The sequence below is a fragment of the Pseudomonas sp. Con_6 genome, from assembly GCF_059379395.1.
In genome coordinates, this window is the sequence record NZ_CM182011.1 from 666,540 (window position 1) to 693,454 (window position 26,915).

A 26,915-nucleotide genomic window follows, 5' to 3' on the forward strand; every position below is an offset into this window, starting at 1 on the left:
GGCTTCTTCGTTTCAGGCGGTCTGGTTTTGCTGCTGCTCGGCGTCTTCATGGGCCTGGCGCAGCCGTTCGCGGCTGTTGCTCAGGTGCATGCGCATGGCCATTTTCGCGCCTTCGCTGTCGCGGCGGGCGATGGCCTCGTAGATCGCTTCGTGCTCGTGGCTCAACCGGCTCATGTAATGCGGCTGGTCATCGTGGGCCAGCCGCGCCGAATTCAGCCGCGTGCGCGGGATGATGCTGGTGCCCAGGTGATTGATGATGTCGGCGAAATAGTGATTGCCGCTGGCCTGGGCGATCTGCAGATGGAACTGGAAGTCTGCGGACACCGCGTCGGAGGCATGGGACACGCCCTCGTTCAGCTCATCCAGGGCGGCACGCATTCCACTCAGGGCCTCATCGCTGCGCCGTTGCGCCGCCAGGCCGGCCGACTCGACCTCAAGGGCGATACGCAGCTCCAGGACAGCCAGCACCTCGCGCAGGGTGACGATGGTCGCCGGGTCGATCCGGAACCCGCCGCCGCTCGGCTGATCGAGGACAAAGGTGCCGATGCCGTGGCGGGTTTCCACCTGGCCGGCAGCTTGCAATCGTGAAATCGCCTCGCGCACGACGGTGCGGCTCACGCCTTCCTCGGCCATGATCTGCGATTCGGTGGGAAGCTTGTCGCCGCGCTTCAACTGGCCGCTGCGGATGCGCTCGGTCAGTACCGCGACCAGCTCCTGCGCCAGGCTACGCGGCTTGCGCCGGGGGGGGACCTGTACCTGCTGCTCTGTCATGCCCTGTTCATTCACGTGGAGAAAACAGCGGTCATGATAGCTGATGCGGTTGTACGATCACATGGGCGGAGTGGGGATTAGCGGAAAAGAAAATAGCTGTGACAACCCACAGTCCTGGTGGGGCAGGCCGTGGTGATTCGCTAAGAAATAAATTGTGTGTATTGTGGGTATAAATCTGTTGTGCGTTCGAGTTTAGGCGTGTATTGCACGCACACGTCAACAGCGCAGCGGAGGGCCGATCCACCGGGGGAACGGCTCTACAGCTGGCAGGAGAGTGCAATGAAATTTCCAGTAGTGATCCACAAGGATCCCGACTCTGATTACGGTGTGACGGTCCCTGACGCGCCTGGATGCTTCAGTGGTGGCGAGAGCGTTGAGGAGGCCCTGGACAACGTACTTGAAGCTCTGGCGTTGTATTGCGAAGGATCTGTTGCCGATGGTGACCCGCTGCCGAAAAGTCAGCCGATCGATGTGCACCTGGGCAATCCCGACTTTGCTGGAGGCATTTGGGCAGTAGTTGATTTCGACGTCACCCCTTACCTTGGCAAGTCGGTTCGCTTCAACGCTACCCTGCCGGAGCATCTACTGCAGCGCATCGATGACTATGTGGCTAATCACCCCGAGCATAAAAGCCGCTCTGGCTTTCTAGCGTCGGCCGCGCTCCGGGTCTTGGCAGGCGCGTGAAGTTTCTAATTCTGTCATCGCATTTCGAGAGGACTTCACCGGCGCTCACCGATGCCAGATACGCAAAAGCCGCGCAGTGCGCGGCTTTCAACCTGGTGGGCCCACACGGACTCGAACCGTGGACCAAAGGATTATGAGTCCTCTGCTCTAACCAACTGAGCTATAGGCCCCAGTGGTCGCGGATTATATCGAGGGATTCCAGGCAGTGCCATCCGAAAGATCGGAAAGTACTATGCGCAGGAACGACTCGGCGAAGGCGTCCGCCGGCAGTGGCAGGCTGACGATGTAGCCCTGGATCTGTTCGCAACCCTCGGCGGCGAGGAATTGTTGCTGGGCTTCAGTCTCCACGCCTTCGGCGATGATGGTCAGTTGCATGCTTCGGCCCAAGGCGATGATGGCGCGGGCGATGGCGGCGTCGTTGGGGTCGTCGGGGAGGCCGCGGATAAAGGACTGGTCGATCTTGAGGATGTCCAGCGGCAGGCGCTTGAGGTAGCTGAGGGACGAATAACCTGTGCCGAAATCGTCGATCGCCAGTTGCACGCCAAGACGCTTGAGCTGGTGCAGGATCGCCAGACCTTCCTCGGCCTGGCTCATGATGAAGTTCTCGGTAATCTCAAGTTGCAAATCACCGGCCCTGAGCTGCCAGGTCTTGAGCAACTGCTCGATGCGCCGCACCAGCCCAGGCTGGCGCAGCTGTGCGCCGGCAAGGTTGACCGAGAGCGGTCCGAAGGCCTGGTACTGGCGCTTCCATGCCTGCATCTGCCGGCAGGCCTGCTCCAGCACCCAGTCGCCCAGTTGCAGGATCATGCCGTTCTCTTCCGCCAGCGGGATGAAGTGCTCGGGTGGCACCTCGCCGAAGGTCGGGTTGCTCCAGCGGATCAACGCTTCGGCGCCCACCAGTTGTCGGGTCTTGAGGCTCAGTTTGGGCTGGAAGTACAGGCTCAGTTCGTTGCGCTCGATGGCCCGGCGCAGCTCATGTTCGAGGGCGATGCGCTCGCTGGCCTGCGCGGTGAGGTCACGGGTATAGGCTTCGACCCGGTTGCGGCCCTTGGCCTTGGAGCGGTACATGGCCGCGTCGGCGTTGCGGATCAGCGAGGCGACGTCGCTGCCATCCTGCGGATACAGGCTGATGCCGATGCTGGCGCTGGAGAAAAACTCGTGATCGCCGGCCTGGAATGGCGCGTTGAAGCAGGTCAGGACTTTCTGTGCGATGTGTTCGGCGTCACTGGCCTGGTGCAAGCCGGGCAGGAGGATGATGAATTCGTCGCCGCCCAGGCGAGCCACGGTATCGATGTCGCGGACCTGTTCCTTGAGGCGGTGAGCGATGGCCTTGAGCAGCAGGTCGCCCACCGGGTGGCCGAGGCTGTCGTTGATGTGCTTGAAGCGATCCAGGTCGAGGAACAGCACCGCGCCCTGGCGACTGGAGGCTTGTGGACAACTCAATGCCGCCTGCAGCCGGTTCTCGAACAGGGTGCGGTTGGGCAGGCCGGTAAGCGGGTCGTGATGCGCCTGGTAGTCGAGCTTGGCCTGGGCGTGCTTGAGGCTGGATATGTCGGCGAACACTGCAACGAAGTGGGTGGTGCCGAGCTCCGGGTTGCGCACGGCGCTGATGGTCAGCCAGGCGGGGTAGAGCTCGCCGTTCTTGCGCCGGTTGAGAATTTCGCCTTGCCAGTGGCCCTCGGCACTCAACTGGTGCCACATGGCGGCGTAGAAGGCACTGTCGTGTTGGCCGGAGGCGAGCAGGCGCGGCGTACGCCCGAGGGATTCGCCTTCGCTGTAGCCAGTGATTTCGCTGAAGGCGCGGTTGACTGCGCTGATGCGTTGGTCGGTGTCGGTGATCAGCACGCCTTCTGCTGTGTTTTCAAAGACGGTGGCGGCCAGTTGCAGTTTTTCCTGCATCTGGTGGCGGTCGGTGATGTCGCGGGCGATGGTCAGCATGCAGTCGGTGCCACCGATCGGCAGTGGTCGGGCCGACAGCTCACACAGACGGATCTGACCGTCGGCGCGGCGCAGGTTGCAACTGAAGTCGCGGACGAAACCGTCCCGTTTCAACAGCTCTAGCATCTGCCGGCGTTCATTGAGGTCGACCCAGATACCCAGGTCGATCGCGGTGTGATCCAGCGACCTGCTGGCATCGAAGCCGGTCAGGCGGCAGAACCCTTCATTCACTTCCAGCAGCAGGCCGTCGCTCTGGCGCGACAGCAGCATGCCGTCGGGCGAGGCGTGGAAAGCCTTGGCGAACTTCTCTTCGGAAATCTGCAGCTGTTCCTGGGTTTCCTTGAGCTGGCTGATATCGCGTACCGCTACCACCAGCGCCGGAGTGCTTTCCAGGTCGAAGGACTCGGCGGAGATCAGGCCGGTGAACAACTGGCCGTTGCTGCGTCGGAAGGTCATTTCCAGGTTGCGCACGCTGCCCCGCTGCAGGCGCTCCAGCAGGCTCGGGCCGATGCCTTCGACGCCCCAGATGTTCAGCTCGGTGGCGGTACGTCCGACCACCTGCGAGGGACCGAGGCCGATCTGTTCCTCGAAGGTCTCGTTGACCTCCAGCAGGCAACCGTCGCTGAGGCGGGCGATCACCAGGATGTCCGGGCACTGGTGGAAGACCGAGGCGAACTTCTCTTCCGACAGGCGCAGCGCCTGTTCGGTGTGCTTGGCTTCGCTGATATCGATCATCAAGCCGCGCATCACCGGTTTGTGGCCATGTTCGATCAGGCTGACGATATCGCGGATCCACAGGGTCCGGCCGTCGGCGCGGATCACCCGGTAGTCCAGGCTGTGGTCACGCCCCGCGGCGCTTTCCGCGTCGCAGTAGGCCTGGGCCCACAGGGCATCGTCGGGGTGCAGGATCGAGCGCCAGAAGCCGGGCTTGAGCCAGTCGCTGAGTGGATAGCCGAGCAGGTCCTCAGCGTGGGGCGAGACGTAGTTGTAGGTGAAATCATTGGCGTCGGCTTCCCAGGCGATCGCCGACAGGCTTTCGACCAGGCCCCGGTAATGGTACTCGCTGCTGCGCAGTTCCTGTTCCAGGGCGATGCGCCGGGAAATCTCCGAGCTGAGGCGACGGTTGACGCGGATCACCGCCCCCAGCAGCGCTACCAGGAACAGCATGCCGGGCAGGCCATAGATCAACAGGTCGCGCCAGAGGCTGCGATGGTCGAGGACATTGCCGACCCAGCGCGACTGAATCGTATTGGTTTCCTCGGGCGTCATGTCGGCCAGGACCTTGTCGATGATGCCGATGAGCAGCTTGTTCTTCTGCGGTGAAGCCATTGCCAACTGGTAGCGGTAGGGGGTTTCGCCGCTGACATACAGCCCCTCCAGCTTGAGCTCGCGCAGGGCCCAGACGCTGGACGCCAGGTCGCCGACCACTGCGTCCACCTCGTCAGTGGCCAGGGCCTGCAGCGCCGAGCTCACGTTCGGCATGGGTACCAGGTTCAGGTCCGGATACTGGCTTCGCAGCAGTTCGTGAGGAGCGTAGTTTTCCACCACGGCAACCTTCAGGCTGTAAAGGTCTTTGATGGCGTCGGGTTGTGGTCCGCCTTCATGGGCCAGGATAACAATGGGGAAGTCGAGGTAGGGGCGGGTGAACGACAGGTAAGCCTGGCGCTCCGGCGTGGACATGATTCCTGGCAGCAGGTCGACCTGCTGATTGCGCGCCTGTTCCAGCACCTGTGTCCAGCTGTCGGGCTGGCCGAGCTGGAAGGTGATACCCAGGCGTTCCTGGATCACGGCGATATAGTCGGCGGCCAGTCCCTGGTAGCGGCCTTCCTGGTCCCGGTATTCGAAGGGTAGCCATGAAGCGTCAATGCCGAGACGCAGGTTGGGGTGGCTGTCGAGCCAGGCCTGCTCTTCATCGGTCAGGGTCAAGGCGCCGGCCGCGCCGCTCCAGATCAGCAGGAGCGGCAGCAGAAGGGCCGGCAATCTCGGCATAGCGGCCTCGTCGAACAAATGGATAGGTTCGAGTGTAGACGGCCAATCTGCTATCAGCGCCGTGGGCGACAGGCTGTTTTCCTGCCACCTGAAAAGAAAAACCCCGGCGGCTGCCGGGGTTCGTCTGTTACTCGTCGAGGAAGGAGCGCAGATGCTCGCTTCGCGTCGGGTGACGCAGCTTGCGCAGCGCCTTGGCTTCGATCTGACGGATCCGCTCGCGGGTCACGTCGAACTGCTTGCCGACTTCTTCGAGGGTGTGATCGGTGTTCATGTCGATACCGAAACGCATGCGCAGCACCTTGGCTTCACGTGCGGTCAGGCCCGAGAGCACGTCACGGGTGGCTTCCTTGAGGCTTTCGACAGTGGCCACATCGATTGGCGACTGCATGGTCGAGTCCTCGATGAAGTCGCCCAGATGCGAATCTTCGTCGTCACCGATCGGAGTTTCCATGGAGATCGGCTCTTTGGCGATCTTCAGGACCTTGCGGATCTTGTCCTCAGGCATCTCCATGCGCTCACCCAGCTCTTCCGGGGTCGGTTCGCGACCCATTTCCTGCAGCATCTGCCGGGAAATGCGGTTGAGCTTGTTGATCGTCTCGATCATGTGCACCGGAATACGGATGGTGCGCGCCTGGTCGGCGATCGAACGGGTGATCGCCTGGCGAATCCACCAGGTGGCGTAGGTCGAGAACTTGTAGCCGCGACGGTATTCGAACTTGTCCACCGCCTTCATCAGGCCGATGTTGCCTTCCTGGATCAGATCGAGGAACTGCAGGCCACGGTTGGTGTACTTCTTCGCGATCGAGATCACCAGACGCAGGTTGGCCTCGACCATTTCCTTCTTGGCACGACGAGCCTTGGCTTCACCGATCGACATGCGACGGTTGATGTCCTTGATCTCGGCGATGGTCAGGCCGGTCTCGGCCTCGAGGTCGACCAGCTTCTGCTGGCAACGCACGATGTCGGCGTCCAGGCGACCCAGGGCCTCGGCCCACTTGGTGCTGCGCTTGGCGAGGTCGCCGCTCCAGGTCAGGTCGACTTCGTTGCTCGGGAACAGACGCAGGAAGTCGGCGCGTGGCATGCGGGCGTCACGGACGCACAGTTGCATGATGGCGCGTTCCTGGGCACGCAGGCGGTCCAGGGAGTCACGAACGCGTTCGACCAGGACTTCGAACTGCTTCGGCACCAGCTTGATCGGCATGAACAGCTCGGCCAGGGCCAACAGTTCGGCAACGCTCTGCTTGTTGCCGCGGCCGTGCTTCTTGAGAACCTTGTTGGTGACTTCCAGCTGTTCGGCAACCGCGCCGAAACGCTGACGGGCGACTTCCGGGTCGGGACCGCTTTCGGTCTCTTCCTCTTCGTCTCCGTTTTCGTCCTTTTCCTCGTCCTCGTCGTCGCTTTCCTCGGCCGCTGCGGCCTTGGCGTCGACGGGCGGTGGCATCTCGGTCGGGGCCGCGATGCTGTCATCCGGGTCGATGTAGCCGCTCAGGACGTCCGACAGGCGGCCGCCTTCGGCGACGACGCGATCGTATTCACCGAGGATGTATTCGACGGTACCGGGGAAGTGGGCGATGGCGCTCATCACTTCGCGGATACCTTCCTCGATCCGCTTGGCGATTTCGATTTCGCCTTCACGGGTCAGGAGCTCGACGGTACCCATTTCGCGCATGTACATGCGCACCGGGTCGGTGGTGCGACCGATGTCGGTTTCCACGGCCGCCAGCGCAGCAGCGGCTTCTTCGGCCGCGGCTTCGTCGGTGTCGGCTTCGGCCAACAAAAGGGCATCCGCATCCGGAGCACTCTCGAATACGTTGATCCCCATGTCGTTGATCATGCGGATGATGTCTTCCACCTGTTCCGGATCTGAAATATCCTCCGGCAGGTGGTCGTTGACCTCCGCGTAAGTCAGGTAGCCCTGCTCACGACCGCGGGTGATCAACTCTTTGATGCGAGACTGCTGTTGCGCTTTTCCGGACATAACACCCTATCCACTGAAGGTCTTGGCGGGCAAAAAACAAGCCGAGGATTATACCCGAGCATGGACCTCACGCGCCAGTTGAGGTCGGGGTTTGTGCGGGAACATTGCGACTGAGCAGGTCGCGCAGCTGATTTTTTTCCTCTGCGCTCAATTCGCTTTGACGTGCTTTGCGCAGCAGATGTTCCAGGCTGCGCTCGCGTTGGCGAGCGGACAAGCTAGTTATAGTGTCGAAAAACTGTTGTTCAAGGTTATCGGCATCGATCAGCCATTCCTTTTCCGCCAGCGCCCGCAGCAGGCGGCCCTGCTCGGTGCCGTGCCAGCGCGCGATCAACTGTAGTGAGCGTAGCTCAGGATTCTTTTGCAGCGCCTCCAGCAGTGCTACGAGGAGTTGCGCATAGACGTGCTCTTCGTCGGCAAAATGACTGGCATCCTCGACCTTGCGGGCGAGGGCGGGGTGATGCAGCAGCGTGCGCAGGGCGCTGAGGGTCGGCGGCTCGACCGAGGTCGGTACCCGCGGCGGGTGATTCTGTTGCTTGCCGTTACGATCCCAGGGCTTGCCGCCTTTCTTGTCCCACGGCTTGCCGTCCCATTTCTTCTTCTGCCCGCCACCCTGGTTCGGCGTCCACTGCTGTTGGGGCTGCGGCTGGAAGTGTTCCGCGTGGTGGAAGTCGCTGTAGTCCGGGCTGTAGTCCGGAATGGCGTCGTAGTCGATGCCCGGGTCGTAGGCCGGCGGCGGGGTTTCCCGTGGTGCGCTCTGGGCCAGTTGCTCGACCTGCTGGTTGTCCAGCCCGGTGATTTCCTTCAGGCGATTGCGCATCAGCGCACGCAGGTTGGCGCCCGGCACCTTGTCGATCAACGGTGCGGCGAGGGTGGCCATGTGCGCCTTGCCTTCCAGCGAGCGCGGGTCGGCTTCCTCGGTCAACTGCTGGAAGAAGTAGTCGGCCAGCGGCTGCGCGTGCTGGTTGATCCGCGCGCGGAAGGCGTCGGTGCCCTCGGCGCGGACCAGGGTATCCGGGTCCTCGCCCTCGGGGAGGAACAGGAAGCGCGCCTTGCGTCCGTCTTGCAGGCTCGACAGCGTGGCCTCCAGTGCGCGCCAGGCGGCGTTGCGGCCAGCCTGGTCGCCGTCGAAGCAGAACAACACGCTGGGCACCACGCGGAACAGGCGCTTGAGGTGCTCCTCGCTGGTCGCCGTGCCCAGGGTCGCAACTGCGTTGCGAAGGCCCTGCTGGGCCAGGGCGATGACGTCCATGTAGCCCTCGACCACGATGATCTCGTCGAGGTTTCGGTTGAACTTGCGCGCCTCGTACAGCCCGTACAACTCCTGGCCCTTGTGGAACACCGGGGTTTCCGGGGAGTTGAGGTACTTGGGCTTGTCGTCGCCCAGGACCCGGCCGCCGAAGGCGATGACCCGGCCGCGGCTGTCGCGGATCGGGAACATCACCCGGTCGCGGAAGCGGTCGTAGCGCTTGCCGGTCTCGGCGTTCTCGATCAGCAGGCCGGCGTCGATCATGGCTTTCTGCTGCAGGGTGTCGCTGCTCAGGTGCTTGAACAGGTTGTCCCAGCCCGGTGGAGCGAAACCCAGCCCGAAGTCGCGGGCGATCTCCCCGGACAGGCCGCGGCCCTTGAGGTATTCCACCGCGGCCCTGCGGGTCGGGTGGCTCTTCAGTGCCTGGCGATAGAACTCTGCAGCAGCGGTGAGCAGCGGGTACAGCGGCGAATCGGTGGGCTGGCGCGGCTTGTGCCCGCGTCCGCCTTCTTCGCGGGGCACTTCCATGCCTGCGGCCTTGGCCAGTTCCTCGACGGCCTGGGGAAAGTCCAGGTTGTCGTGGTCCATGATGAAACCGAGGGCGTTGCCGCCGGCGCCGCAGCCGAAGCAGTAGTAGAACTGCTTGTCCGGGCTGACGCTGAAGGAGGGCGTCTTTTCCTTGTGGAACGGGCAGCAGGCGGTAAGGTTCTTGCCGGCCTTTTTCAGCTGGACGCGAGAACTCACCACATCGACGATGTCGGTGCGGTTGAGAAGGTCGTCAATGAAGCTTTGGGGTATCAGCCCGGCCATGGCTCTCTCGTCATCAGGCGATCAAGGAAAGTCTATCGCTAATGCTGCGGGAACGACGGTGCATTCGAAGCGAGGTCGAATGGCAAACGCAAGAAACGGAAGAAGATGTGCTCGTCGATAACCCGTAAGGGCTCGTCAGGAGTGACGTGCACGGCTGGCGGTTGAGGCCAGTTCTGACGATTGGGGCAGGCTGCCCGGGCTGGGAACCAGTCTGGGCGTCTCCGGCGATACGGCAGGTGCCGTGGCTGGAGTGAACAGCTCGATCAACTGCCGGCAGCCCGGCTTTGGGCCGGGCGAGGCAGAAGCTTGCGACGAACGTCTGTATTAGTACAGACGAACGGCGCGGCGCTGTTCGCGCTGAACTTTCTTGGCGTGACGCTTAACAGCTGCTGCTGCTTTGCGCTTACGCTCGGAAGTCGGCTTCTCGTAAAATTCGCGGCTACGAACTTCAGCCAGTACACCGGCTTTTTCGCAGGAGCGCTTGAAACGACGCAGAGCTACGTCGAAGGGTTCGTTCTCTTTAACTTTGACGGCTGGCATCCAGAGCTACCTTCATTCATTACCGGGGTCAACGAACTCGTGGCAGGAATGTGCACTGGAGTACGTCGGTTTTAAGGGTTGCGGATGGTAACTCTTAGCCGGGAGGAATGCAAAGCCTCTGATCGAAAACCGCTGGTCGGCACCGGGAGCGGGGACTAGAATGCGCGCCTTCGAATTCAGCCTCGACAAGGCCATGACCCATGCTAGTACTGGGATTGGAAACATCCTGCGATGAAACCGGCGTCGCCCTTTATGACAGCGAGCGCGGCCTGCTGGCCGATGCGCTGTTCAGCCAGATCGACCTGCACCGCGTCTACGGCGGGGTGGTGCCGGAGCTCGCCTCCCGTGACCACGTCAAGCGCATGCTGCCGCTGATCCGCCAGGTATTGGCCGAGGCCGACTGCGTGGCCACCGACATCGATGCCATCGCCTACACCGCCGGTCCTGGCCTGGTCGGCGCGTTGCTGGTCGGTGCGTCCTGCGCTCAGGCCCTGGCCTTCGCCTGGGGCATCCCGGCGCTGGGCGTGCATCATATGGAAGGTCACCTGCTGGCGCCAATGCTTGAAGAGCAGCCACCGGAATTTCCGTTCGTCGCCTTGCTGGTCTCCGGCGGCCACACCCAGCTTGTGCGGGTCGACGGCATCGGGCGCTACGAACTGCTCGGCGAGTCGCTGGACGACGCCGCCGGTGAGGCCTTCGACAAGACCGCCAAACTGATCGGGCTGCCGTATCCCGGCGGTCCGGAGATCGCCCGCCTGGCTGCCCAGGGCGTGCCGGGGCGTTTCGTCTTCCCGCGGCCGATGACCGATCGCCCAGGCCTGCAGTTCAGCTTCAGCGGCCTCAAGACCTTCGCCCTCAACACCTGGCAGCAATGCCGCGATGCCGGGGACGACAGCGAGCAAACCCGTTGCGACATCTCCCTGGCCTTCCAGCAGGCGGTGGTCGAGACTCTGACCATCAAGTGCCGTCGCGCCCTCCAGCAGACCGGGCTCAAGCGCTTGGTGATCGCCGGTGGCGTGAGCGCCAACAAGGCGTTGCGTGCAGCGCTGGAGGACATGACTGCCGGGCTCAAGGGCAATGTGTTCTACGCCCGGCCGAAATTCTGCACCGACAACGGCGCGATGATCGCCTATGCCGGTTGCCAGCGCCTTGTCGCCGGTCAGCAGGAAAGCCTGGCGATCAGCGTGCAGGCACGTTGGCCGATGGAGACGTTGCAGGCGATCTGATCGCCTAGAAGTGCCTTTCCCTCCCGGCAAAGAGATCGCGTAGATTGCCGCGGTGCCGCCAGACGATCAGCAAGGTCAGGATGGTCATCGGCAACAGCGCCTCCGGCTCGCGCCAGGCCAGTAGCGGCAGGGTCAGGGGCGTGGCGATCAGGGCCGCCAGCGAGCTGGTGCGGGTCAGGTAGAAGGTCAGCAGCCAAGCGCTGATGGCCAATAGGGCGGCCGGCGGATAAAGGCCAAACAGCACGCCGGCAGCGGTGGCGACACCCTTGCCGCCGCGAAAGCGGAAATACAGCGGAAACAGGTGGCCCAGTACGGCGTAGAGCCCGATCCAGGCTTGCTCGCGCTGGTCAAGACCAGCCACCACGGCGAGCAGGATCGGCACGAGCCCCTTGCACAGGTCGCCGAGCAGGGTCAGGATCGCCAGTTTCCGCCCTGCCAGCCGCAACATGTTGGTGGCACCGGCATTGCCCGAGCCGCTCAGGCGCGGGTCGGGACTGCCGCTCAGGCGGCTGAGGACGATGGCGAAGGACAGAGAGCCAAGCAGGTAGGCGAAGACCGCCAGCAACCAAAACATGCTAACTATTCCGGGCAAGGACGCCCCAGATTCTAACGGCGCAAGGCGCCCTTGTCGTGCTGTGGAGAGAAGTGCTTGGACAGAGTGTTCATCGAAGGGCTGGAAGTCGATACCGTGATCGGGGCCTACGACTGGGAGCGCGGCATTCGCCAGTGCTTGCGGCTGGACCTGCGGTTCGCCTGGGATAATCGCCCGGCGGCGGCGGGAGACGACCTGACCCTCGCCCTGGACTATGCCAGCGTGTCGGCGCGTATCCAGGCGTTCGCCGAGCAGGCGCAGTTCCAGTTGGTGGAAACCTTCGCCGAGCGCCTGGCTCAGGTGCTGATGGAGGAGTTCGACATTCCCTGGCTGCAACTGAAGCTGACCAAGCCTGGCGCGGTGCCTGCGGCCACCGGTGGCGTCGGCGTGGAGATCGAGCGCGGATGCCTCTGATACGGGTTTACCTGGGCCTGGGCAGCAATGTCGAGCGCGAGCGGCACCTGACCGCCGGCCTCGATGCGCTGGCTGGTTTCCTTCAGGACATGCAGTGTTCGCCGGTGTTCGAAAGCCAGGCGGTGGGGATCAAGAGCGGGCCGTTCTTCAACCTGGTGGTGACCGGCCTGACCGAGCTGCCGTTGATCGAACTGGATCGCCGGCTCAAGTTCATCGAGGCCGACAATGGCCGCTACGCCCCGGAGCGCAAGGGCCTGCCTCTGGACATCGACGTGCTGATGTACGGCGACCTGCATGGCAACTTCGACGGCCTGGTACTGCCCCGTGCCGAGATCTTGAAGAACGCCTTCGTGCTCTGGCCGCTGGCGCTGATCGCGCCGGAGCTGATGCACCCGGGCGAGGGCAAGTCGATGGGGCAGTTGTGGAACGATGCGCAGATCGACCAGGAGCTCGCTCCTGTACCGTTTCTTTGGCATGACCGGCAATTGACGCCGTAGCTCGCCCCGACGCCTCCCTTACGTGGAGGCGTTTTCCTTGTAGGCCTTCAAGGCATTCAGTCGTGCCTTCCTCAGCGCTTCCCCCAGCTCCTGCCCGGCATAGCCTTGCTCCACCAGTGGCTTCACCGCCACCTGGCGTGCCGCCTCGGCAGCCCCGCGCAGGTAGTTGGCTTGTGGGTATTCCCGGTTCTCCAGCCCCAGTCGTCCACGGGCATCCATCTCGCAGGCGACGATGAATTCCTCGAAACGCTGCGGACGTCGATACACATCGAAGCGCTGCAGCAACTCCAGCAACGTCGAGGGCTTCAATTCCAGCGCCCGGTGTCCATGGGTATGGTATTCACCCACCAGCATCGCCAGCTCCTGGCAATCGCGAGGCGCCTTGAAACGCTGGTTCACCGCTTCGATCAGTTTCAACCCGCGGTGCTCATGGGCGATATGCCGTGGCCAGTCCCTTGCCGGCGTGGTGCCCTTGCCCAGGTCGTGCAGCAGGCAGGCCCAGCGTACGGTCAGCGGCTGACCATGCCTGGCAGCCTGCTCCAGCACGGCCAGGGTATGGACGCCGGTGTCGATCTCCGGGTGATGGGCCGGCGGTTGTGGCACGCCGAACAGGACGTCCACCTCCGGCATCAGCTCCTTCAGCGCACCGCAGTCACGCAGGACCTGGATGAACACCTGCGGATGATCTTCCATCAGCGCGCGGGAAATTTCCTTCCAGTTGCGCTCAGGTGTCAGCGCCTGGAGTTCGCCGGAACCGCTGAGCTGGCGCATCAGTTCCAGGGTTTCCGGCGCGACCTGGAAACCAAGCCCTGCAAAGCGCGCGGCGAAACGGGCCACACGCAGTACACGTAGGGGATCTTCGGCGAACGCCGGGGATACATGGCGCAACAGGCGGTTATTCAGGTCCTGTTGGCCGCTGTAAGGATCTGTGAGGTTGCCGTGATCGTCCTCGGCCATGGCATTGATGGTCAGGTCGCGTCGGATCAGGTCCTGTTCGAGGGTGACATCGGGGCTGGCGTGGAAGGTGAAGCCGCCGTAGCCGACGCCACTTTTGCGTTCGGTACGGGCCAAGGCGTATTCCTCACCGCTTTGCGGATGAAGGAACACCGGGAAGTCCGTGCCCACAGGCCGATAGCCGAGGGCCTGCATCTGCTGCGCGGTAGCGCCGACCACCACCCAGTCGTTATCGGTGACCGGCCTGCCGAGCAGGCGATCGCGCACGGCGCCGCCGACTTTGTAGATCTGCATGAAAAACCTCCGTAGATGCCCCACAGGATAACCTGTGTGACATCACGGAGGCGGCTGGTGTTGGTGTCAGAGGTGAACGACGGCGAGGTCGAGGCGACCGTGGTCGCCACCATCGCTGTGTTCGCCCCGTGGCGGCACGTGGTGGGTCTTCATCAACTGGTCGCCCTGCAGGGTTTCCAGGTGGATATCGAAGCCCCAAAGACGGTGCAGGTGCTTGAGGACTTCCTCGGTGGAGTCGCCCAGCGGCTTGCGGTCGTGCTGTTGGTGGCGCAGGGTCAGGGAACGGTCGCCGCGACGGTCGATGCTCCAGATTTGCACGTTGGGCTCGCGGTTGCCAAGGTTGTACTGCGCCGCGAGGGTCTCGCGGATGATGCGATAGCCGCCTTCGTCGTGGATGGCCGGGACCAGCAGGTCGTCGCGCTGGTCGTCATCGAGGATGCTGAACAGCTTGAGGTCGCGGATCACCTTGGGCGACAGGTACTGCAGGATGAAACTCTCGTCCTTGAAGCTGCTCATGGCGAACTTGATCGCGGATAACCAGTCGCTGCCGGCGATTTCAGGGAACCAGCGGCGGTCCTCTTCCGTGGGGTTCTCGCACATGCGGCGGATGTCGGTGTACATGGCGAACCCAAGGGCGTACGGGTTGATGCCGTTGTAGTAAGGGCTGTCGAAGCCGGGTTGGAACACCACGCTGGTATGGGACTGCAGGAACTCCATCATGAATCCGTCGGTGACCAGCCCTTCGTCGTACAGGTCGTTCATCAGTGTGTAGTGCCAGAAGGTGGCCCAGCCTTCGTTCATCACCTGGGTCTGGCGCTGTGGATAGAAGTACTGGGCGATCTTGCGCACGATGCGCACGATCTCCCGTTGCCAGGGTTCCAGCAATGGCGCGTGCTTCTCGATGAAGTACAGGATGTTTTCCTGTGGTTCGGCAGGGAAGCGTGCGGTGTCCTTCTCGCTGATCTTGTCGGCGCTCTTCGGAATGGTCCGCCACAGGTCGTTGATCTGTTTCTGCAGGTGCTCTTCCCGGTCCTTCTGCCGCCGCCGCTCCTCTTCGGCCGAGATGGGGTAGGGGCGTTTGTAGCGGTCGACACCATAGTTCATCAGGGCATGGCAGGAGTCGAGCAGGTCTTCCACTGCGTCGATGCCGTGGCGTTCCTCGCACTGCATGATGTACTGCTTGGCGAACACCAGGTAGTCGATGATCGAACTAGCGTCGGTCCAGGTGCGGAACAGGTAGTTGCCCTTGAAGAAGCTGTTGTGCCCGTAGCACGCGTGAGCCACCACCAAGGCCTGCATGCAGATGGTGTTTTCTTCCATCAGGTAGGCGATGCACGGATCGGAGTTGATCACGATCTCGTACGCCAGGCCCATCTGGCCACGGCTGTAGGACTTTTCAGTGCTGAGGAAGTGTTTGCCGTAGGACCAGTGGTGATAGCCCAGCGGCATGCCCACCGAGGCGTAGGCATCCATCATCTGTTCGGCAGTGATTACTTCGATCTGGTTGGGATAGGTGTCCAGAGCGTAGCGCTCGGCCAGGCGACTGATTTCGCGGTCATAGGCCTGGATGAGTTCGAACGTCCACTCGGACCCGGTGGAGAGGGGTTGGCGCTTCTCTCTGGCGGTCATGTCACTAACCTGCGCTGGAAGAGTTCACGGAAGACCGGATAGATATCACCGGCCGACACCAGCTGTTGCTGGGCAAACGTATCGGGGAAGGCGTCGCCGATGCGCTCGTATTCGAACCACAGTGCCTGATGTTCGCGAGGGGTGATCTCGACGTAAGTGTAGTACTGGACGAACGGCATGATCTGCTTGCTGAGGATGTCCCGGCAGATTGGCGAGTCGTCGTTCCAGTTGTCACCGTCCGAGGCCTGGGCGGCGTAGATGTTCCATTCGTTGGCCGGGTAGCGTTCGGCCATGATCTCCTGCATCAGTTTCAGGGCGCTGGAGACGATGGTGCCGCCGGTTTCGCGGGAGTAGAAGAATTCTTCCTCGTCCACCTCGCGGGCGCTGGTGTGATGGCGGATGAATACCACCTCGATGCGGTCGTAGTTGCGCTTGAGGAACAGGTACAGAAGGATGAAGAAGCGCTTGGCGATATCCTTGGTGGCCTGGGTCATTGAGCCGGACACGTCCATCAGGCAGAACATCACCGCCTTGGAGCTGGGGTTGGGGTGTTTGACCAGCAGGTTGTACTTGAGGTCGAAGGTGTCAAGGAAAGGAATGCGGTGAATGCGTGCGCTCAGCCGCTCGATTTCCGCCTCGATCTCCTGGATATCGCCGAAATTGTCTGGTTCTTCCCGCTTCAGGCGTGCCAGCTCTTCCTTGGCTTCGCGTAGCTTGGCGCGGCTGCTGCCGGAGAGGGCGATGCGTCGGGCATGAGCAGAGCGCAGGGTCCGGATGATGTTGATCCGCGACGGATTGCCTTCGTTGCTGATCCCGGCGCGTACGGTCTTGAAGGTATCGGTGCCGGTCAGGTGACGTTTGACCAGGTTGGGCAGTTCGAGGTCCTCGAACATGAATTCGAGGAATTCCTCCTGGGTGATCTGGAAGACGAACTCATCCATGCCTTCGCCGGAATTGCCTGCCTTGCCGCGCCCGCCGCCGCCTCCGCCACCCTGTGGCCGCGGGATGTGTTCGCCGGCGGTGAATTCCTTGTTGCCCGGATGCACAACGGTCTGCTTGCCGCCACGGCCGTGGTGCAGCACAGGTTCGTCGATATCGCGGCCGGGGATGCTGATCTGCTCGCCATGCTCCATGTCGGTGATGGAGCGGCGGCTTACGGCCTCCTCGACGGCTTTCTTGATGTGGTCACGGTAACGCCGCAAGAAGCGCTGGCGATTGACCGTGCTCTTGTTCTTGCCGTTCAGGCGTCGGTCGATGACGTAGCTCATGGGCCCTCCGGTAGCTGGGAAACAGCTGCAAGCTTCAAGCTACAAGCTGCAAGAAAGAGCATTCGCCACAGCCGCTGGCCGTGCGGTGCGTCTGCACGCACCGCGGACGGCTTGCAGCGTGTGGCTGACAGCTTGCAGCTGCTACTGGGACTTTCTGACCCGCAGATACCACTCGGAAAGCAGGCGAACCTGTTTGTCCGTGTAGCCGCGTTCCACCATGCGCGTGACGAAGTCGTTGTGTTTCTGTTGGTCCTCCTTGCTCGCCTTGGCGTTGAAACTGATGACCGGCAACAGGTCCTCGGTGTTGGAGAACATTTTCTTCTCGATGACCACCCGCAACTTCTCATAGCTGAGCCAGGTCGGGTTCTTGCCGTTGTTGTTGGCCCTTGCGCGCAGTACGAAGTTGACGATCTCGTTGCGGAAGTCCTTCGGATTGCTGATCCCGGCCGGTTTCTCGATCTTCTCCAGCTCCTCGTTGAGGGCGATGCGGTTGAGGATCTCGCCGGTTTCCGGGTCGCGGTACTCCTGGTCCTGGATCCAGAAGTCCGCGTACAGCACGTAGCGGTCGAAGATGTTCTGGCCGTACTCGCTGTAGGACTCCAGGTAGGCGGTCTGGATTTCCTTGCCGATGAATTCGATGTAGCGCGGCGCCAGGTATTCCTTCAGGTAGCGCAGGTAGCGTTCGCGCACCTCGGCGGGGAATTGTTCCTGCTCGATCTGCTGCTCCAGCACGTAGAGCAGGTGCACCGGGTTGGCGGCGACTTCATGCGGGTCGAAGTTGAACACTTTGGACAGGATCTTGAAGGCGAAGCGGGTCGACAGACCGTTCATGCCCTCGTCGACGCCGGCAGCATCGCGGTATTCCTGGATCGACTTGGCCTTCGGATCGGTGTCCTTGAGGTTCTCGCCGTCGTACACGCGCATCTTCGAGTAGATGTTGGAGTTCTCCGGCTCCTTCAGACGCGAGAGCACGGTGAACTGGGCCAGCATCTTCAGGGTGTCGGGTGCGCAATGGGCCTTGGCCAGGGAACTGTTGAACAGCAGCTTGTCGTAGATCTTGATCTCGTCACTGACGCGCAGGCAGTACGGCACCTTGACGATGTAGATCCGGTCGATGAAGGCCTCGTTGTTCTTGTTGTTGCGGAAGCTGTGCCATTCCGATTCGTTGGAGTGGGCCAGCAGGATGCCGGAGTAGGGGATCGCGCCCAGCCCTTCGGTACTGTTGTAGTTGCCTTCCTGGGTGGCGGTGAGCAGCGGGTGCAGAACCTTGATCGGCGCCTTGAACATCTCGACGAATTCCATCAGGCCCTGGTTGGCCCGGCACAGCGCGCCCGAGTAGCTGTAGGCATCGGCGTCATTCTGTGGGAATTCTTCCAGCTTGCGGATATCCACCTTGCCCACGAGGGCCGAGATGTCCTGGTTGTTTTCGTCGCCCGGCTCGGTCTTGGCCACGGCGATCTGGTTGAGAATCGAAGGGTAGAGCTTGACCACCTTGAACTGGCTGATGTCACCACCGAACTCGGCCAGACGCTTGGTCGCCCAAGGCGACATGATGGTGTTCAGGTAGCGCCGCGGGATGCCGAAGTCTTCTTCCAGAATGGCCCCGTCCTCGGCAGCGTTGAACAGCCCGAGGGGCGATTCGAACACCGGCGAGCCCTTGATTGCGTAGAAGGGCACCTTCTCCATCAGTTGCTTCAGCTTTTCTGCCAGGGATGACTTACCGCCACCCACCGGGCCGAGCAGATAAAGGATCTGTTTCTTCTCTTCCAGACCCTGGGCTGCATGACGGAAGTAGGAGACGATCTGGTCGATGCACTCCTCCATGCCGTGGAAGTCCGCGAAGGCCGGATAGCGGCGGATCACCTTGTTGGAGAAGATCCGCGACAGCCTGGAGTTGTTCGAGGTGTCGACCAGTTCCGGCTCGCCAATGGCCATGAGCAGGCGCTCGGCCGCTGAGGCATAGGCGCTGCGGTCGTTCTTGCAGAGCTCCAGGTACTCCTGTAGCGAGAGCTCCTCCTGACGGGTGGACTCGAAGCGTTGTTGGAAGTGGCTAAAAATACTCATGACGTCACCTCGCTCGATACGTGGAGCCGACGCCGGATCAGTCAGCTGATGCTGGCATGCAATCGGGATGGACGATTGCTGTATACCCCCCAGAACACCTTGAAATCGCTACCGATGACCCGCACGCCGGTGTACCGGCTCTCCCCTTTTTTGGATGGCCTGGGCTTAAGGATAGTTGGTAATCGGCGAGGTCAAGGGCGGATGAGGGATAAGTTCGCCATGACCGTTCGTCTGGTCAGGCGCGAGCCCGCGCGGGACGCGGGCTGCGGGGGCGGGAAAAAATTATTCTGCAGATCCCTGGCTGGTTTCCGCGGGGAAGGTGCCGCGCCACAGCTCGAAGCCGCCGTCGAGGCTGTAGACATCCGAGAAACCCTGGCTGACCAGGTAGGCCGCGGCGCTCTGGCTGGAGTTGCCGTGGTAGCAGACCACTACGGTCGGGGCGTCGAGGTCGGCGTTGCGGATGAAGTCGGCCACCGTGTGGTTGTCCAGGTGACTGGAGCCGGTGATGTGGCCGCTGGCATAGGCTTGCGGGTCGCGAATGTCGACCACGACCGCACCTTGTGTGCGCAGGGCCTGGGCCTGCTCCGGAGGGATGCGCTTGAATTCGCTCATGGGGCGGTTTCCTTCAACAATGACAGGGCATTCTACTTTGCTGCTGCCGGCGTGGCATCCTTGCCAGCGCATTCGCAGCGATGCAGTTCGCCGCTGTCGACGTTCATCAGGGTCATTGCCCCGCCCCACACGCAACCGGTGTCGAGGGCAAACACGTTGGGCGCGTTGCAGCGCCCTTCAAGGGCCGCCCAATGGCCGAAGATGATCTTTACGTGCCGTGAGCGGCGGTCCTTGTGCGCGAACCAGGGCTTGTAGCCGGGCAGCGCGGTATCCGCACCTTCCTTGCCTTTGAGATCGAGCTTGCCCTCGGCGGTGCAGAAGCGCATGCGGGTGAAGTAGTTGGTGATGACCCGCAGGCGCTCGACGCCGGTCAGGTCCTTGTTCCACTTGGCCGGCTCGTTGCCATACATGCCGTCCAGGTACTGCTTGAGACGCAGGTCGTCGCGCAGCACGTCCTCTACTTCTGCGGCATGCTCCAGGGCCTTGCCCAAGGTCCATTGCGGCGGGATACCGGCATGGACCAGCACGGCCCCACGGGCTTCGTCGAAATGCAGGAGCTTTTGCCGGCGCAGCCAGTCCATCAGCACGGGGGCATCCGGCGCCTCGATGATTTCGCGCAGGGTATCGCTTTTCTTCAGGCGCTCGATGTTGTGCCAGACCGCCAGCAGGTGCAGGTCGTGATTGCCCAGCACGCAGACCAGCGAGTTGCGCATGGCGTACAGGTAGCGCAGGGTTTCCAGGGACTGCGGGCCGCGATTGACCAGGTCACCGACCAGCCACAGGCGATCGACGGCTGGATTGAACTTGACCCGTTCCAGCAGGCACTTGAGCGGGTCGAGGCAACCTTGCAGGTCGCCGACGGCATAGGTCGCCATCAGTGCAGGGCCCCGGGTACAGCGAGGCGAAACGGCGCGATATCGGCTTCGAAGCGCGTTCCGTCCTGGGCGAACATCTGGTAACTGCCTTCCATGGTGCCAACCTTGCACGAAAGAACCGCGCCGCTGCTGTAGGTATGGCTTTGACCCGGCGCGATGAGCGGTTGTTCACCGACGACGCCATCGCCGCGCACTTCTTCCACCTTGCCGTTGCCGTGTGTGATCACCCAGTGGCGCGACATCAGCTTTGCCGCGAGGCTGCCGTTGTTGCTGACGGTGATGGTGTAGGCAAAGGCGTAGCGGTCGTTTTCGGGTTGCGACTGCTCCGGAAGGAAGCGGGTGACGACGCTGACGTCGACCTGGTACAGGGGATCGGACATGCGGAAAGCCTTCAAGACGAACGGATGCTGCGATTTGAGGGTCAGTCTAGGCCATGGGGATGGCAGCCGGCCAGCCTCACGGGGAGGCTGGCCATGCCAGTGGTCACTTGGCGGACTGTTCGGCGAGTTTGTCCGCGAGGCGGACGAAGGCGGCGAGGTCGAGTTGCTCGGGGCGCAGGCTGCCATCGACGCCAGCCGCTTCAATGGCTTCGCTGCTGAGCAGGGCCTTCAGGGTGTTGCGCAGGGTCTTGCGACGCTGGTTGAACGCTTCGCGGACGATGCGCTCAAGCAGGCGGTGGTCCTTGGCCGGGAAGGGCAAGGTCTCATGCGGTACCAGGCGGACGATTGCCGAGTCCACCTTCGGCGGCGGATTGAACGCACCGGGACCGACGTTGAACAGGTGCTCCACGCGGCAGTGGTACTGCACCATGATCGACAAGCGGCCCCAATCGCCACCGCCGGGGCCTGCTGCCAGGCGCTCGACGACTTCCTTCTGCAGCATGAAGTGCATATCGCGGATCAGCTCGGCATTGTCCAGCAGGTGGAAAATCAGTGGCGTGGAGATGTTGTACGGCAGGTTGCCAACCACTCGCAGCGAGCGGGGTGCTGCGCCGAGGGTAGTGAAGTCGAATTTCAGCGCGTCGCCCTGGTGCAGGCGGAAGTTGTCGCGGCTGGCGAACTGCTGGTTGAGGATCGGCACCAGGTCCTTGTCCAGTTCCACCACATCCAGTTGCGCGCCACTGCCCAGCACGCCCTCGGTCAGGGCGCCCTGGCCGGGGCCGATTTCGAGGATGTGTTCGCCGGCTTTGGCGTTGATGGCACGGAGGATACGGTCGATCACGCCCGCGTCATGCAGGAAGTTCTGACCGAAGCGCTTGCGCGCCCGGTGTTGGTATTGCTCGGTCATAGTCGGGTCTCGGCCATCTGGTAGGCGGTTTCCAGGGCGACCTGCAGGCTGCCGGTGTCGATCCTGCCGGTGCCGGCAAGGTCCAGGGCGGTGCCGTGATCCACGGAGGTGCGGATGATCGGCAGGCCGAGGGTGACATTCAGTGCAGCGCCAAAGCCCTTGAACTTGAGCACGGGCAGGCCCTGGTCGTGGTACATCGCCAGCACTGCGTCGCAGTGCTCCAGATATTTGGGGGTAAACAGGGTATCGGCCGGCAGCGGGCCGCGCAGGTCCATGCCTTCGGCGCGCAGGCGTTCCAGCGTCGGCTCGATGATGTCGATTTCCTCGCGGCCCAGGTGACCGCCTTCGCCGGCATGCGGGTTTAGTCCGCACACAAGGATCCGTGGCTGGGCGATGCCGAACTTCTGTTGCAAGTCGGCATGCAGGATCCGCGTGACCCGTTCCAGGCGCTCGACGGTGATGGCATCGGCGACCTCGCGCAGCGGCAGGTGGGTGGTGACAAGGGCCACGCGCAGGCCGCGGGTGGCTAGCATCATCACCACTTGGGCGGTGTGGGTCAGCTCGGCGAGGAATTCGGTGTGGCCGGAGAAAGCGATACCGCTCTCGTTGATCACGCCCTTGTGCACCGGGGCGGTGATCATGCCGGCGAAGTGCCCGTCCAGACAGCCTTGTCCGGCGCGGGTGAGTGTTTCCAGGACGAAGGCGGCATTGGCCTTGTCCAGTGTGCCGGCTACGGCCTTGTGCGCCAGTGGCGTGTCCCAGACATACAGGCTGCCCGCAGGTGCGGGCTTGTCGGGAAGGGCGGAGGGGCTGGCCGGCAGCAGGTTGACGGCCACACCCAGCTGTGTGGCCCGCTCGGCGAGCAGGTCACGGCTGGTGATGGCGATCAGGGGGTGAGGCTGGGCTTGCGAGGCGAGCAGCAGGCACAGGTCTGGACCTATGCCTGCGGGTTCGCCGGGGGTGAGGGCGAAGCGCTGCGGTTTCACTGGGCGGCCTGTTCGGCGCCAGGAAGCTTGATTTCCACGTAGGCTTCGTCGCGGATCTGACGCAGCCAGCTTTGCAGCTCTTCATCGTACTTGCGGTTGCGCAATACGGTCATGGCCTGTTGCTCACGAGCCTGGGCGGTGCTGTCGGTCGCACGGCGGCCAAGAACTTCCAGGACATGCCAGCCGTACTGGGTCTTGAACGGCTTGCTCACCTGGCCTTGTGGCGCGTTGGCCATGACTTCGCGGAACTCCGGTACCAGAGCGTTCGGGTCGATCCAGTTGAGGTCGCCGCCGTTGAGTGCGGAGCCCGGGTCTTCCGAGAAGCTCTTCGCCAGTTCGGCGAAGTCTTCGCCGGCCTGGATGCGATCGTACAGTCGCTGGGCCAGGACCTTGGTTTCGGCTTCGCTGCGGATCTCGCTTGGCTTGATCAGGATGTGGCGCACATGGACTTCGTCACGCAGTTGGGTCTGGCCGCCACGCTTCTCTTGTAGCTTGAGGATGATGAAGCCGCCCGGGGTGCGGACAGGCTCGGTAACATCACCCACGGCCATGGTGCTGAGCATGCGGTCGAACGGCGGTGGCAACTGGGCTGCCTTGCGCCAGCCCATCTCGCCGCCTTCCAGCGCGGTTTCGCTGGCCGAACGGGCGATTGCCAGTTGGGCGAAGTCGGCACCCTGTTTCAATTGCTGGTAGATCTCGCCGGCCTGGCGGGCCGCGGCCTGGATAGCGGTGGAACTGGCGCTTTCCGGGGTAGGGACCAGGATGTTGGCCAGGCGGAACTCTTCGGACAACTGCATCTTGCCCATGTCGGAGGCGAGGAAGTTCTTCACTTCCTGCTCGGATACCTGGATGCGCTCGGCGACACGGCGCTGGCGCACGCGGCTGATGACCATCTCGCGGCGTACCTGCTCACGGGCGTCGTCGAAGGACAGGCCGTCATGGGCCAGGGCAGCGCGGAACTGCTCCAGGCTCATGTTGTTACGCTGGGCAATGGTGCCGATGGCCTGGTTCAGTTCTTCGTCGGTGATGCGGATGCCGGAGCGCTCGCCGATCTGCAGTTGCAGGTTCTCGACGATCAAGCGCTCCAGTACCTGCTGGTCGAGGACGCTGGCCGGAGGTACGGCGCCGCCGCGCTTGGCGATAGTCTGCTGGACCTCGTGGACGCGCTGGTCCAGCTGGCTCTGCATGACCACGTCGTTGTCGACGATGGCGACGATCTTGTCCAGGGACTGCACCGCGGCGTGGGCGGCGGTGCTGCTCAACATCACAGCGCCCAGCATCAGCGGGCGCAGACAATCAATAAGCTTGGTCTTCACGTGTACGGTAACCTTGAATGCCTGTGTCGAGGAAACTCTCGACCTTGTTGCCCACCACGCCACCGAGGCCTTTCAGCACGATCTGCAGGAAGACGCCGTGGTTGCCTTTTTCGTTTTGCGGAGTTGCCTGGCTGAAGTCGTCGTAGTCAACCCAGTAACGGTTGATCAGACGCAGCTTCCAGCAGCAGTTGTCGTACTCGAAGCCACCGAAGGCTTCCAGCGTGCGGTTGCGGTTGTAGTCGTGCTGCCAGCGGGCGATCGCAGTCCACTGAGGAACGATCGGCCACATGACGGAGAAGTCATGTTGCTGGATCTTGTAGTAGTCCTTGACGTAGTTCGCGTCGCCCGGCTTACCGTAATCCCCGCCGCCCACCTGCCACTGACCGGTGGTGGTGTTGTAGGAGATCGTGTCATTGCGATAGCGATAGCCAAGGTTGACGACCTTGTTCACGTTGTCTTCAGGCTGGTAGTGGAACATCGCGCTGCCCGAACGGGTACTGCGGCTGTCCGGATCCCAGTTGAAGTCGGAGTTGAAGCGCCAGTCGCGGTTGAAGCGATACTCGTATTCCAGTGCATACGGCGAGACGTCGGATTGCGAGTCGGTACGGGTGCGGTAATCGATGCCTGGCAGCTGGACCTTGCGGTCCTTGAAGTACAGTGCCTGGCCGATACTGAAGCGCTGGCGCTCGAAGCCATTTTCCTCGATCCAGCGGTTGGTCACGCCCAAGGACAGCTTGTTCTCGTCACCGATACGGTCAGCGCCGCTGAAGCGGTTGTCGCGGAACAACGAGGCGTAGTTGAACGTGGATTCACCTGTATCGAACAGCGGGATATCGCTCTGGTCCTTGTAAGGCACATAGAGGTAGTAGAGCCGCGGTTCGAGCGTCTGGTTGTAGTTCTTGCCGAACCACTGGGTGGCACGGTCGAAGTACAGGCCGCTGTCTACGCTGAAGATGGGCACGTTGCGGGATTGCGAGCCACTGTAGTCGCCATTCAGGCGCAGGGTTTCTGTATCGCCTCTCGCTTTGGCGGTCGCAATGTCATCCTTGCCCTTAGCGTCTAGGTCAAGGTTGTAGTAGGTCGTTACGTATTTGAGCGATGGAGTAATGTAACCATAGGTGTTGCTCAGAGGCAGGCTGATCTTCGGTGCCGCGTTGAGGCGGGTGCCATTTGCACGGGCCACGCCGAAGATGTTCTCGTCGAGACGTTTGCCACCAATGACGTTATCCAGAGAGTCCAAGACAGAACCGGCGGAGAGGTCCGGGTTGCCTTCCTTGTCGAACACCAGATCGTTCTTCAGATTACGGTCGAAACGAACCGCTTCGGTGGAGTAGCTGAAGTCAAGACCACCCGGGTGGAACGGAAGCTCCCCGTCGAGCGTGATCTGGGGCAGGCGATTGTAAGGGGTGATCTGCGAGATGGTCGCCATCTCGTACGCCTGGACGTTCAGGCCAGCGGTATAGGACTCGCCCCGATAGGTCAACTTGCCTTGCTGGTTGACGAAATCGCGTTTCTGCACACCGATCTGATCGGACTCCAGATCCTGGAAATAGAACGGATCGCTGATGTCGGTGTAGTCGACTTCCGTCATCAGGCGTTCGTCCAGACCACCCTTGTGCTGCCAGTTGATCATCCAGCGCTTGTCGGTGTAGTCGGTCTGCTTCTTGCGGTCGTCGTCCTGATCATTCAGCCAGGCACCGCCGAACTGTCCTTCGCTGGACTTGGTCAGGTAACGGAACTCGCCTTCCATCAACAGGCCGCGCTTGGCCATGTAGCGTGGATACAGGGTGGCGTCGTAGTTCGGCGCAAGGTTGAAGTAGTACGGCGTGACCAGCATGAAGCCGGTGTCGCTGCTGGTACTGAAGGACGGCGGCAGGAAGCCGGACTGGCGACGGTCGTCGATCGGGAAGTAGATATACGGCGTGTAGAGCACCGGAATATCCTTGACCCGCAGGGTGACGTTGGTCGCGGTACCGAAGCCGGTGGCCGGGTTCAGGGTGATGTTGTTGCCCTTGAGCTGCCAGGCGTTGCTGTTCGGCTCACAGGTGGTGTACGTACCGTCCTTCAGACGGATGATGGCATTCTCGGAACGTTTGGCGTACAGCGCGTTACCGCGGATACGCGACTTGTGCATCACGTACTCGGCGTTGTCGACCTGCGCTTCGCCGGTGTCGAGCTGGATCTCGGCGCGGTCGCCGACGACCAGCGAGCCGTTGTCGCGGATCTTCACGTTGCCGACCAGCTCGCCGCGGTTCTCGGCCTGGTACAGGTTGGCCTCGTCGGCCTCGGCCTGCATGCTGCCTTGGCGCATGACCACGTCACCGGCGAGGGTGGCGACCTGCTGTTCCTGCTGGTAGCGGGAGACCTTGGCGCCGAGGAAGGTCGGCGACTCGTCCTTCGGCGTGCTGTCGTTCATGCCTGGACGCGGTGGCTCGATGTAGGTACCGGAGCAGTACGGGCCGGTCTCGGCCAGTTGGGCCGCGGTCAGCTTCTCGCGGGGTACCCAGTCGAGGTGGCTGTAGTCGGCGCTACGGGATTTCAGACCACGGCCTTTGGATTCGGTGACCAGGACCGGGCGCGGGCCCTTGTCCTCGCCCGAACCGGTCTGTTCGGGCGTGGCGTTGCCCGAACTGACTGCGGCGCCGTCATGCACCGGGCGCGGTGGCAGGGCATTCGCACTGGTCTTGGGCTTGCAGTCCCATCCACCGGCGGCGGACACCTGGCAGTCATACTGCTCGGCAGCCACCACGTACGACGTGGCCAGAGGTTGCAGGGCCAGCAGACCGCCAGTCACCAGCAACGGGAATTTTTTACGAAACGCGGGGGATTTCAATGCCATCTTATTAGTCCGGGCTTCCTGCGTGCCATCTGCCCGCGTGTGGGGCCGCACGCCTCTCGATGGTCTGAAAAAGATGCTGGATGATAAAGCATGCCCCGCTTGACGG

At 62.3% G+C, this 26,915-nt stretch carries 21 protein-coding genes and 1 tRNA gene; 4 read left to right on the plus strand and 18 right to left on the minus strand.

What is annotated here, in order from left to right; all coding sequences use genetic code 11:
* Window positions 1-12 precede the first annotated feature (12 nt).
* A complete protein-coding gene (locus AC5QPF_RS02995; protein WP_458980213.1) occupies window positions 13-771 on the minus strand; it encodes a FadR/GntR family transcriptional regulator in 759 nt (252 codons plus the stop codon).
* Window positions 772-1,050: 279 nt separating this feature from the next.
* Between AC5QPF_RS02995 and AC5QPF_RS03000 the strand changes: the two genes are divergently transcribed.
* Window positions 1,051-1,455: a type II toxin-antitoxin system HicB family antitoxin gene (locus tag AC5QPF_RS03000; protein WP_494961963.1), complete on the plus strand. Its 405-nt coding sequence runs from the start codon at window positions 1,051-1,053 to the stop codon at window positions 1,453-1,455.
* A 93-nt stretch (window positions 1,456-1,548) separates the two neighbouring features.
* Here the strand turns inward: AC5QPF_RS03000 and AC5QPF_RS03005 are convergent.
* The 5 genes from AC5QPF_RS03005 to rpsU all read right to left on the minus strand — a co-directional run bounded on the left by AC5QPF_RS03005 (window position 1,549) and on the right by rpsU (window position 9,956).
* A tRNA-Ile gene (locus AC5QPF_RS03005) sits at window positions 1,549-1,625 on the minus strand.
* A gap of 13 nt (window positions 1,626-1,638) precedes the next feature.
* Window positions 1,639-5,382, minus strand: coding sequence for an EAL domain-containing protein (locus AC5QPF_RS03010; RefSeq protein ID WP_494961964.1), 3,744 nt, complete (start codon window positions 5,380-5,382; stop codon window positions 1,639-1,641).
* Between the two features lie 127 nt (window positions 5,383-5,509).
* The gene (rpoD, locus tag AC5QPF_RS03015; protein ID WP_494961965.1) at window positions 5,510-7,360 is read right to left on the minus strand and encodes an RNA polymerase sigma factor RpoD; all 1,851 of its coding nucleotides are present in this window, start codon (window positions 7,358-7,360) and stop codon (window positions 5,510-5,512) included.
* 67 nt (window positions 7,361-7,427) lie between these two features.
* A complete protein-coding gene (gene dnaG / locus AC5QPF_RS03020; protein WP_494961966.1) occupies window positions 7,428-9,416 on the minus strand; it encodes a DNA primase in 1,989 nt (662 codons plus the stop codon).
* 324 nt (window positions 9,417-9,740) lie between these two features.
* Window positions 9,741-9,956 carry a 30S ribosomal protein S21 gene (gene rpsU, locus AC5QPF_RS03025; RefSeq protein WP_002551877.1) on the minus strand — a complete coding sequence of 72 codons (216 nt, stop codon included), beginning with the start codon at window positions 9,954-9,956 and terminating at the stop codon, window positions 9,741-9,743.
* A 200-nt stretch (window positions 9,957-10,156) separates the two neighbouring features.
* On the opposite strand from rpsU, the gene tsaD reads away from it, so the two are divergent.
* On the plus strand, window positions 10,157-11,182 hold the full coding sequence (gene tsaD / locus AC5QPF_RS03030; RefSeq protein ID WP_494961967.1) for a tRNA (adenosine(37)-N6)-threonylcarbamoyltransferase complex transferase subunit TsaD: 1,026 nt from the start codon (window positions 10,157-10,159) through the stop codon (window positions 11,180-11,182).
* Between the two features lie 4 nt (window positions 11,183-11,186).
* On the opposite strand, the gene plsY is transcribed toward tsaD, so the two are convergent.
* Window positions 11,187-11,756 carry a glycerol-3-phosphate 1-O-acyltransferase PlsY gene (gene plsY / locus AC5QPF_RS03035; RefSeq protein WP_494961968.1) on the minus strand — a complete coding sequence of 190 codons (570 nt, stop codon included), beginning with the start codon at window positions 11,754-11,756 and terminating at the stop codon, window positions 11,187-11,189.
* 75 nt (window positions 11,757-11,831) lie between these two features.
* Between plsY and folB the strand changes: the two genes are divergently transcribed.
* Both folB and folK read left to right on the plus strand, forming a co-directional pair.
* Window positions 11,832-12,188, plus strand: coding sequence for a dihydroneopterin aldolase (gene folB / locus AC5QPF_RS03040; protein ID WP_494961969.1), 357 nt, complete (start codon window positions 11,832-11,834; stop codon window positions 12,186-12,188).
* Window positions 12,179-12,685: a 2-amino-4-hydroxy-6-hydroxymethyldihydropteridine diphosphokinase gene (folK, locus tag AC5QPF_RS03045; protein ID WP_494961970.1), complete on the plus strand. Its 507-nt coding sequence runs from the start codon at window positions 12,179-12,181 to the stop codon at window positions 12,683-12,685. The genes folB and folK overlap by 10 nt, the downstream gene beginning before the upstream one ends.
* Window positions 12,686-12,703: 18 nt before the next feature.
* Here the strand turns inward: folK and AC5QPF_RS03050 are convergent, their stop codons facing one another.
* The 11 genes from AC5QPF_RS03050 to AC5QPF_RS03100 all read right to left on the minus strand — a co-directional run bounded on the left by AC5QPF_RS03050 (window position 12,704) and on the right by AC5QPF_RS03100 (window position 26,809).
* A complete protein-coding gene (locus tag AC5QPF_RS03050; protein WP_494961971.1) occupies window positions 12,704-13,933 on the minus strand; it encodes a multifunctional CCA addition/repair protein in 1,230 nt (409 codons plus the stop codon).
* Window positions 13,934-13,999: 66 nt separating this feature from the next.
* Window positions 14,000-15,562, minus strand: a complete 1,563-nt coding sequence (locus AC5QPF_RS03055) for a SpoVR family protein (RefSeq protein ID WP_494961972.1) — start codon at window positions 15,560-15,562, stop codon at window positions 14,000-14,002.
* A complete protein-coding gene (locus AC5QPF_RS03060) occupies window positions 15,559-16,830 on the minus strand; it encodes a DUF444 family protein (protein WP_494961973.1) in 1,272 nt (423 codons plus the stop codon). The genes AC5QPF_RS03055 and AC5QPF_RS03060 overlap by 4 nt, the downstream gene beginning before the upstream one ends.
* A gap of 141 nt (window positions 16,831-16,971) precedes the next feature.
* Window positions 16,972-18,894: a PrkA family serine protein kinase gene (locus AC5QPF_RS03065; RefSeq protein WP_316920362.1), complete on the minus strand. Its 1,923-nt coding sequence runs from the start codon at window positions 18,892-18,894 to the stop codon at window positions 16,972-16,974.
* Between the two features lie 282 nt (window positions 18,895-19,176).
* Window positions 19,177-19,506 carry a thiosulfate sulfurtransferase GlpE gene (gene glpE / locus AC5QPF_RS03070; protein WP_494961974.1) on the minus strand — a complete coding sequence of 110 codons (330 nt, stop codon included), beginning with the start codon at window positions 19,504-19,506 and terminating at the stop codon, window positions 19,177-19,179.
* Window positions 19,507-19,538: 32 nt separating this feature from the next.
* A complete protein-coding gene (locus tag AC5QPF_RS03075) occupies window positions 19,539-20,381 on the minus strand; it encodes a symmetrical bis(5'-nucleosyl)-tetraphosphatase (protein WP_494961975.1) in 843 nt (280 codons plus the stop codon).
* A complete protein-coding gene (gene apaG, locus AC5QPF_RS03080; protein WP_330074374.1) occupies window positions 20,381-20,761 on the minus strand; it encodes a Co2+/Mg2+ efflux facilitator ApaG/CorD in 381 nt (126 codons plus the stop codon). The genes AC5QPF_RS03075 and apaG overlap by 1 nt, the downstream gene beginning before the upstream one ends.
* Window positions 20,762-20,864: 103 nt before the next feature.
* A complete protein-coding gene (gene rsmA, locus AC5QPF_RS03085; protein ID WP_494961976.1) occupies window positions 20,865-21,668 on the minus strand; it encodes a 16S rRNA (adenine(1518)-N(6)/adenine(1519)-N(6))-dimethyltransferase RsmA in 804 nt (267 codons plus the stop codon).
* The gene (gene pdxA / locus AC5QPF_RS03090) at window positions 21,665-22,654 is read right to left on the minus strand and encodes a 4-hydroxythreonine-4-phosphate dehydrogenase PdxA (RefSeq protein WP_494961977.1); all 990 of its coding nucleotides are present in this window, start codon (window positions 22,652-22,654) and stop codon (window positions 21,665-21,667) included. The genes rsmA and pdxA overlap by 4 nt, the downstream gene beginning before the upstream one ends.
* Window positions 22,651-23,970 carry a peptidylprolyl isomerase SurA gene (gene surA, locus AC5QPF_RS03095; protein WP_494961978.1) on the minus strand — a complete coding sequence of 440 codons (1,320 nt, stop codon included), beginning with the start codon at window positions 23,968-23,970 and terminating at the stop codon, window positions 22,651-22,653. The genes pdxA and surA overlap by 4 nt, the downstream gene beginning before the upstream one ends.
* Window positions 23,951-26,809: an LPS assembly protein LptD gene (locus AC5QPF_RS03100; protein ID WP_494961979.1), complete on the minus strand. Its 2,859-nt coding sequence runs from the start codon at window positions 26,807-26,809 to the stop codon at window positions 23,951-23,953. The genes surA and AC5QPF_RS03100 overlap by 20 nt, the downstream gene beginning before the upstream one ends.
* Between the last annotated feature and the right edge of the window lie 106 nt (window positions 26,810-26,915).

Excerpts from the sequence above, each read along its gene's own strand:
- AC5QPF_RS02995 (WP_458980213.1), bottom strand. The coding sequence starts at position 771 with ATGACAGAGCAGCAGGTACAGGTCCCCCCCCGGCGCAAGCCGCGTAGC.
- rpoD (WP_494961965.1), bottom strand. The coding sequence starts at position 7,360 with ATGTCCGGAAAAGCGCAACAGCAGTCTCGCATCAAAGAGTTGATCACC.
- folK (WP_494961970.1), top strand. The coding sequence starts at position 12,179 with ATGCCTCTGATACGGGTTTACCTGGGCCTGGGCAGCAATGTCGAGCGC.
- AC5QPF_RS03075 (WP_494961975.1), bottom strand. The coding sequence starts at position 20,381 with ATGGCGACCTATGCCGTCGGCGACCTGCAAGGTTGCCTCGACCCGCTC.
- rsmA (WP_494961976.1), bottom strand. The coding sequence starts at position 21,668 with ATGACCGAGCAATACCAACACCGGGCGCGCAAGCGCTTCGGTCAGAAC.
- AC5QPF_RS03100 (WP_494961979.1), bottom strand. The coding sequence starts at position 26,809 with ATGGCATTGAAATCCCCCGCGTTTCGTAAAAAATTCCCGTTGCTGGTG.
- AC5QPF_RS03060 (WP_494961973.1), bottom strand. The coding sequence starts at position 16,830 with ATGAGCTACGTCATCGACCGACGCCTGAACGGCAAGAACAAGAGCACG.
- AC5QPF_RS03065 (WP_316920362.1), bottom strand. The coding sequence starts at position 18,894 with ATGAGTATTTTTAGCCACTTCCAACAACGCTTCGAGTCCACCCGTCAG.
- rpsU (WP_002551877.1), bottom strand. The coding sequence starts at position 9,956 with ATGCCAGCCGTCAAAGTTAAAGAGAACGAACCCTTCGACGTAGCTCTG.
- plsY (WP_494961968.1), bottom strand. The coding sequence starts at position 11,756 with ATGTTTTGGTTGCTGGCGGTCTTCGCCTACCTGCTTGGCTCTCTGTCC.
- AC5QPF_RS03055 (WP_494961972.1), bottom strand. The coding sequence starts at position 15,562 with ATGACCGCCAGAGAGAAGCGCCAACCCCTCTCCACCGGGTCCGAGTGG.
- AC5QPF_RS03050 (WP_494961971.1), bottom strand. The coding sequence starts at position 13,933 with ATGCAGATCTACAAAGTCGGCGGCGCCGTGCGCGATCGCCTGCTCGGC.
- AC5QPF_RS03000 (WP_494961963.1), top strand. The coding sequence starts at position 1,051 with ATGAAATTTCCAGTAGTGATCCACAAGGATCCCGACTCTGATTACGGT.
- apaG (WP_330074374.1), bottom strand. The coding sequence starts at position 20,761 with ATGTCCGATCCCCTGTACCAGGTCGACGTCAGCGTCGTCACCCGCTTC.
- AC5QPF_RS03010 (WP_494961964.1), bottom strand. The coding sequence starts at position 5,382 with ATGCCGAGATTGCCGGCCCTTCTGCTGCCGCTCCTGCTGATCTGGAGC.
- dnaG (WP_494961966.1), bottom strand. The coding sequence starts at position 9,416 with ATGGCCGGGCTGATACCCCAAAGCTTCATTGACGACCTTCTCAACCGC.
- glpE (WP_494961974.1), bottom strand. The coding sequence starts at position 19,506 with ATGAGCGAATTCAAGCGCATCCCTCCGGAGCAGGCCCAGGCCCTGCGC.
- tsaD (WP_494961967.1), top strand. The coding sequence starts at position 10,157 with ATGCTAGTACTGGGATTGGAAACATCCTGCGATGAAACCGGCGTCGCC.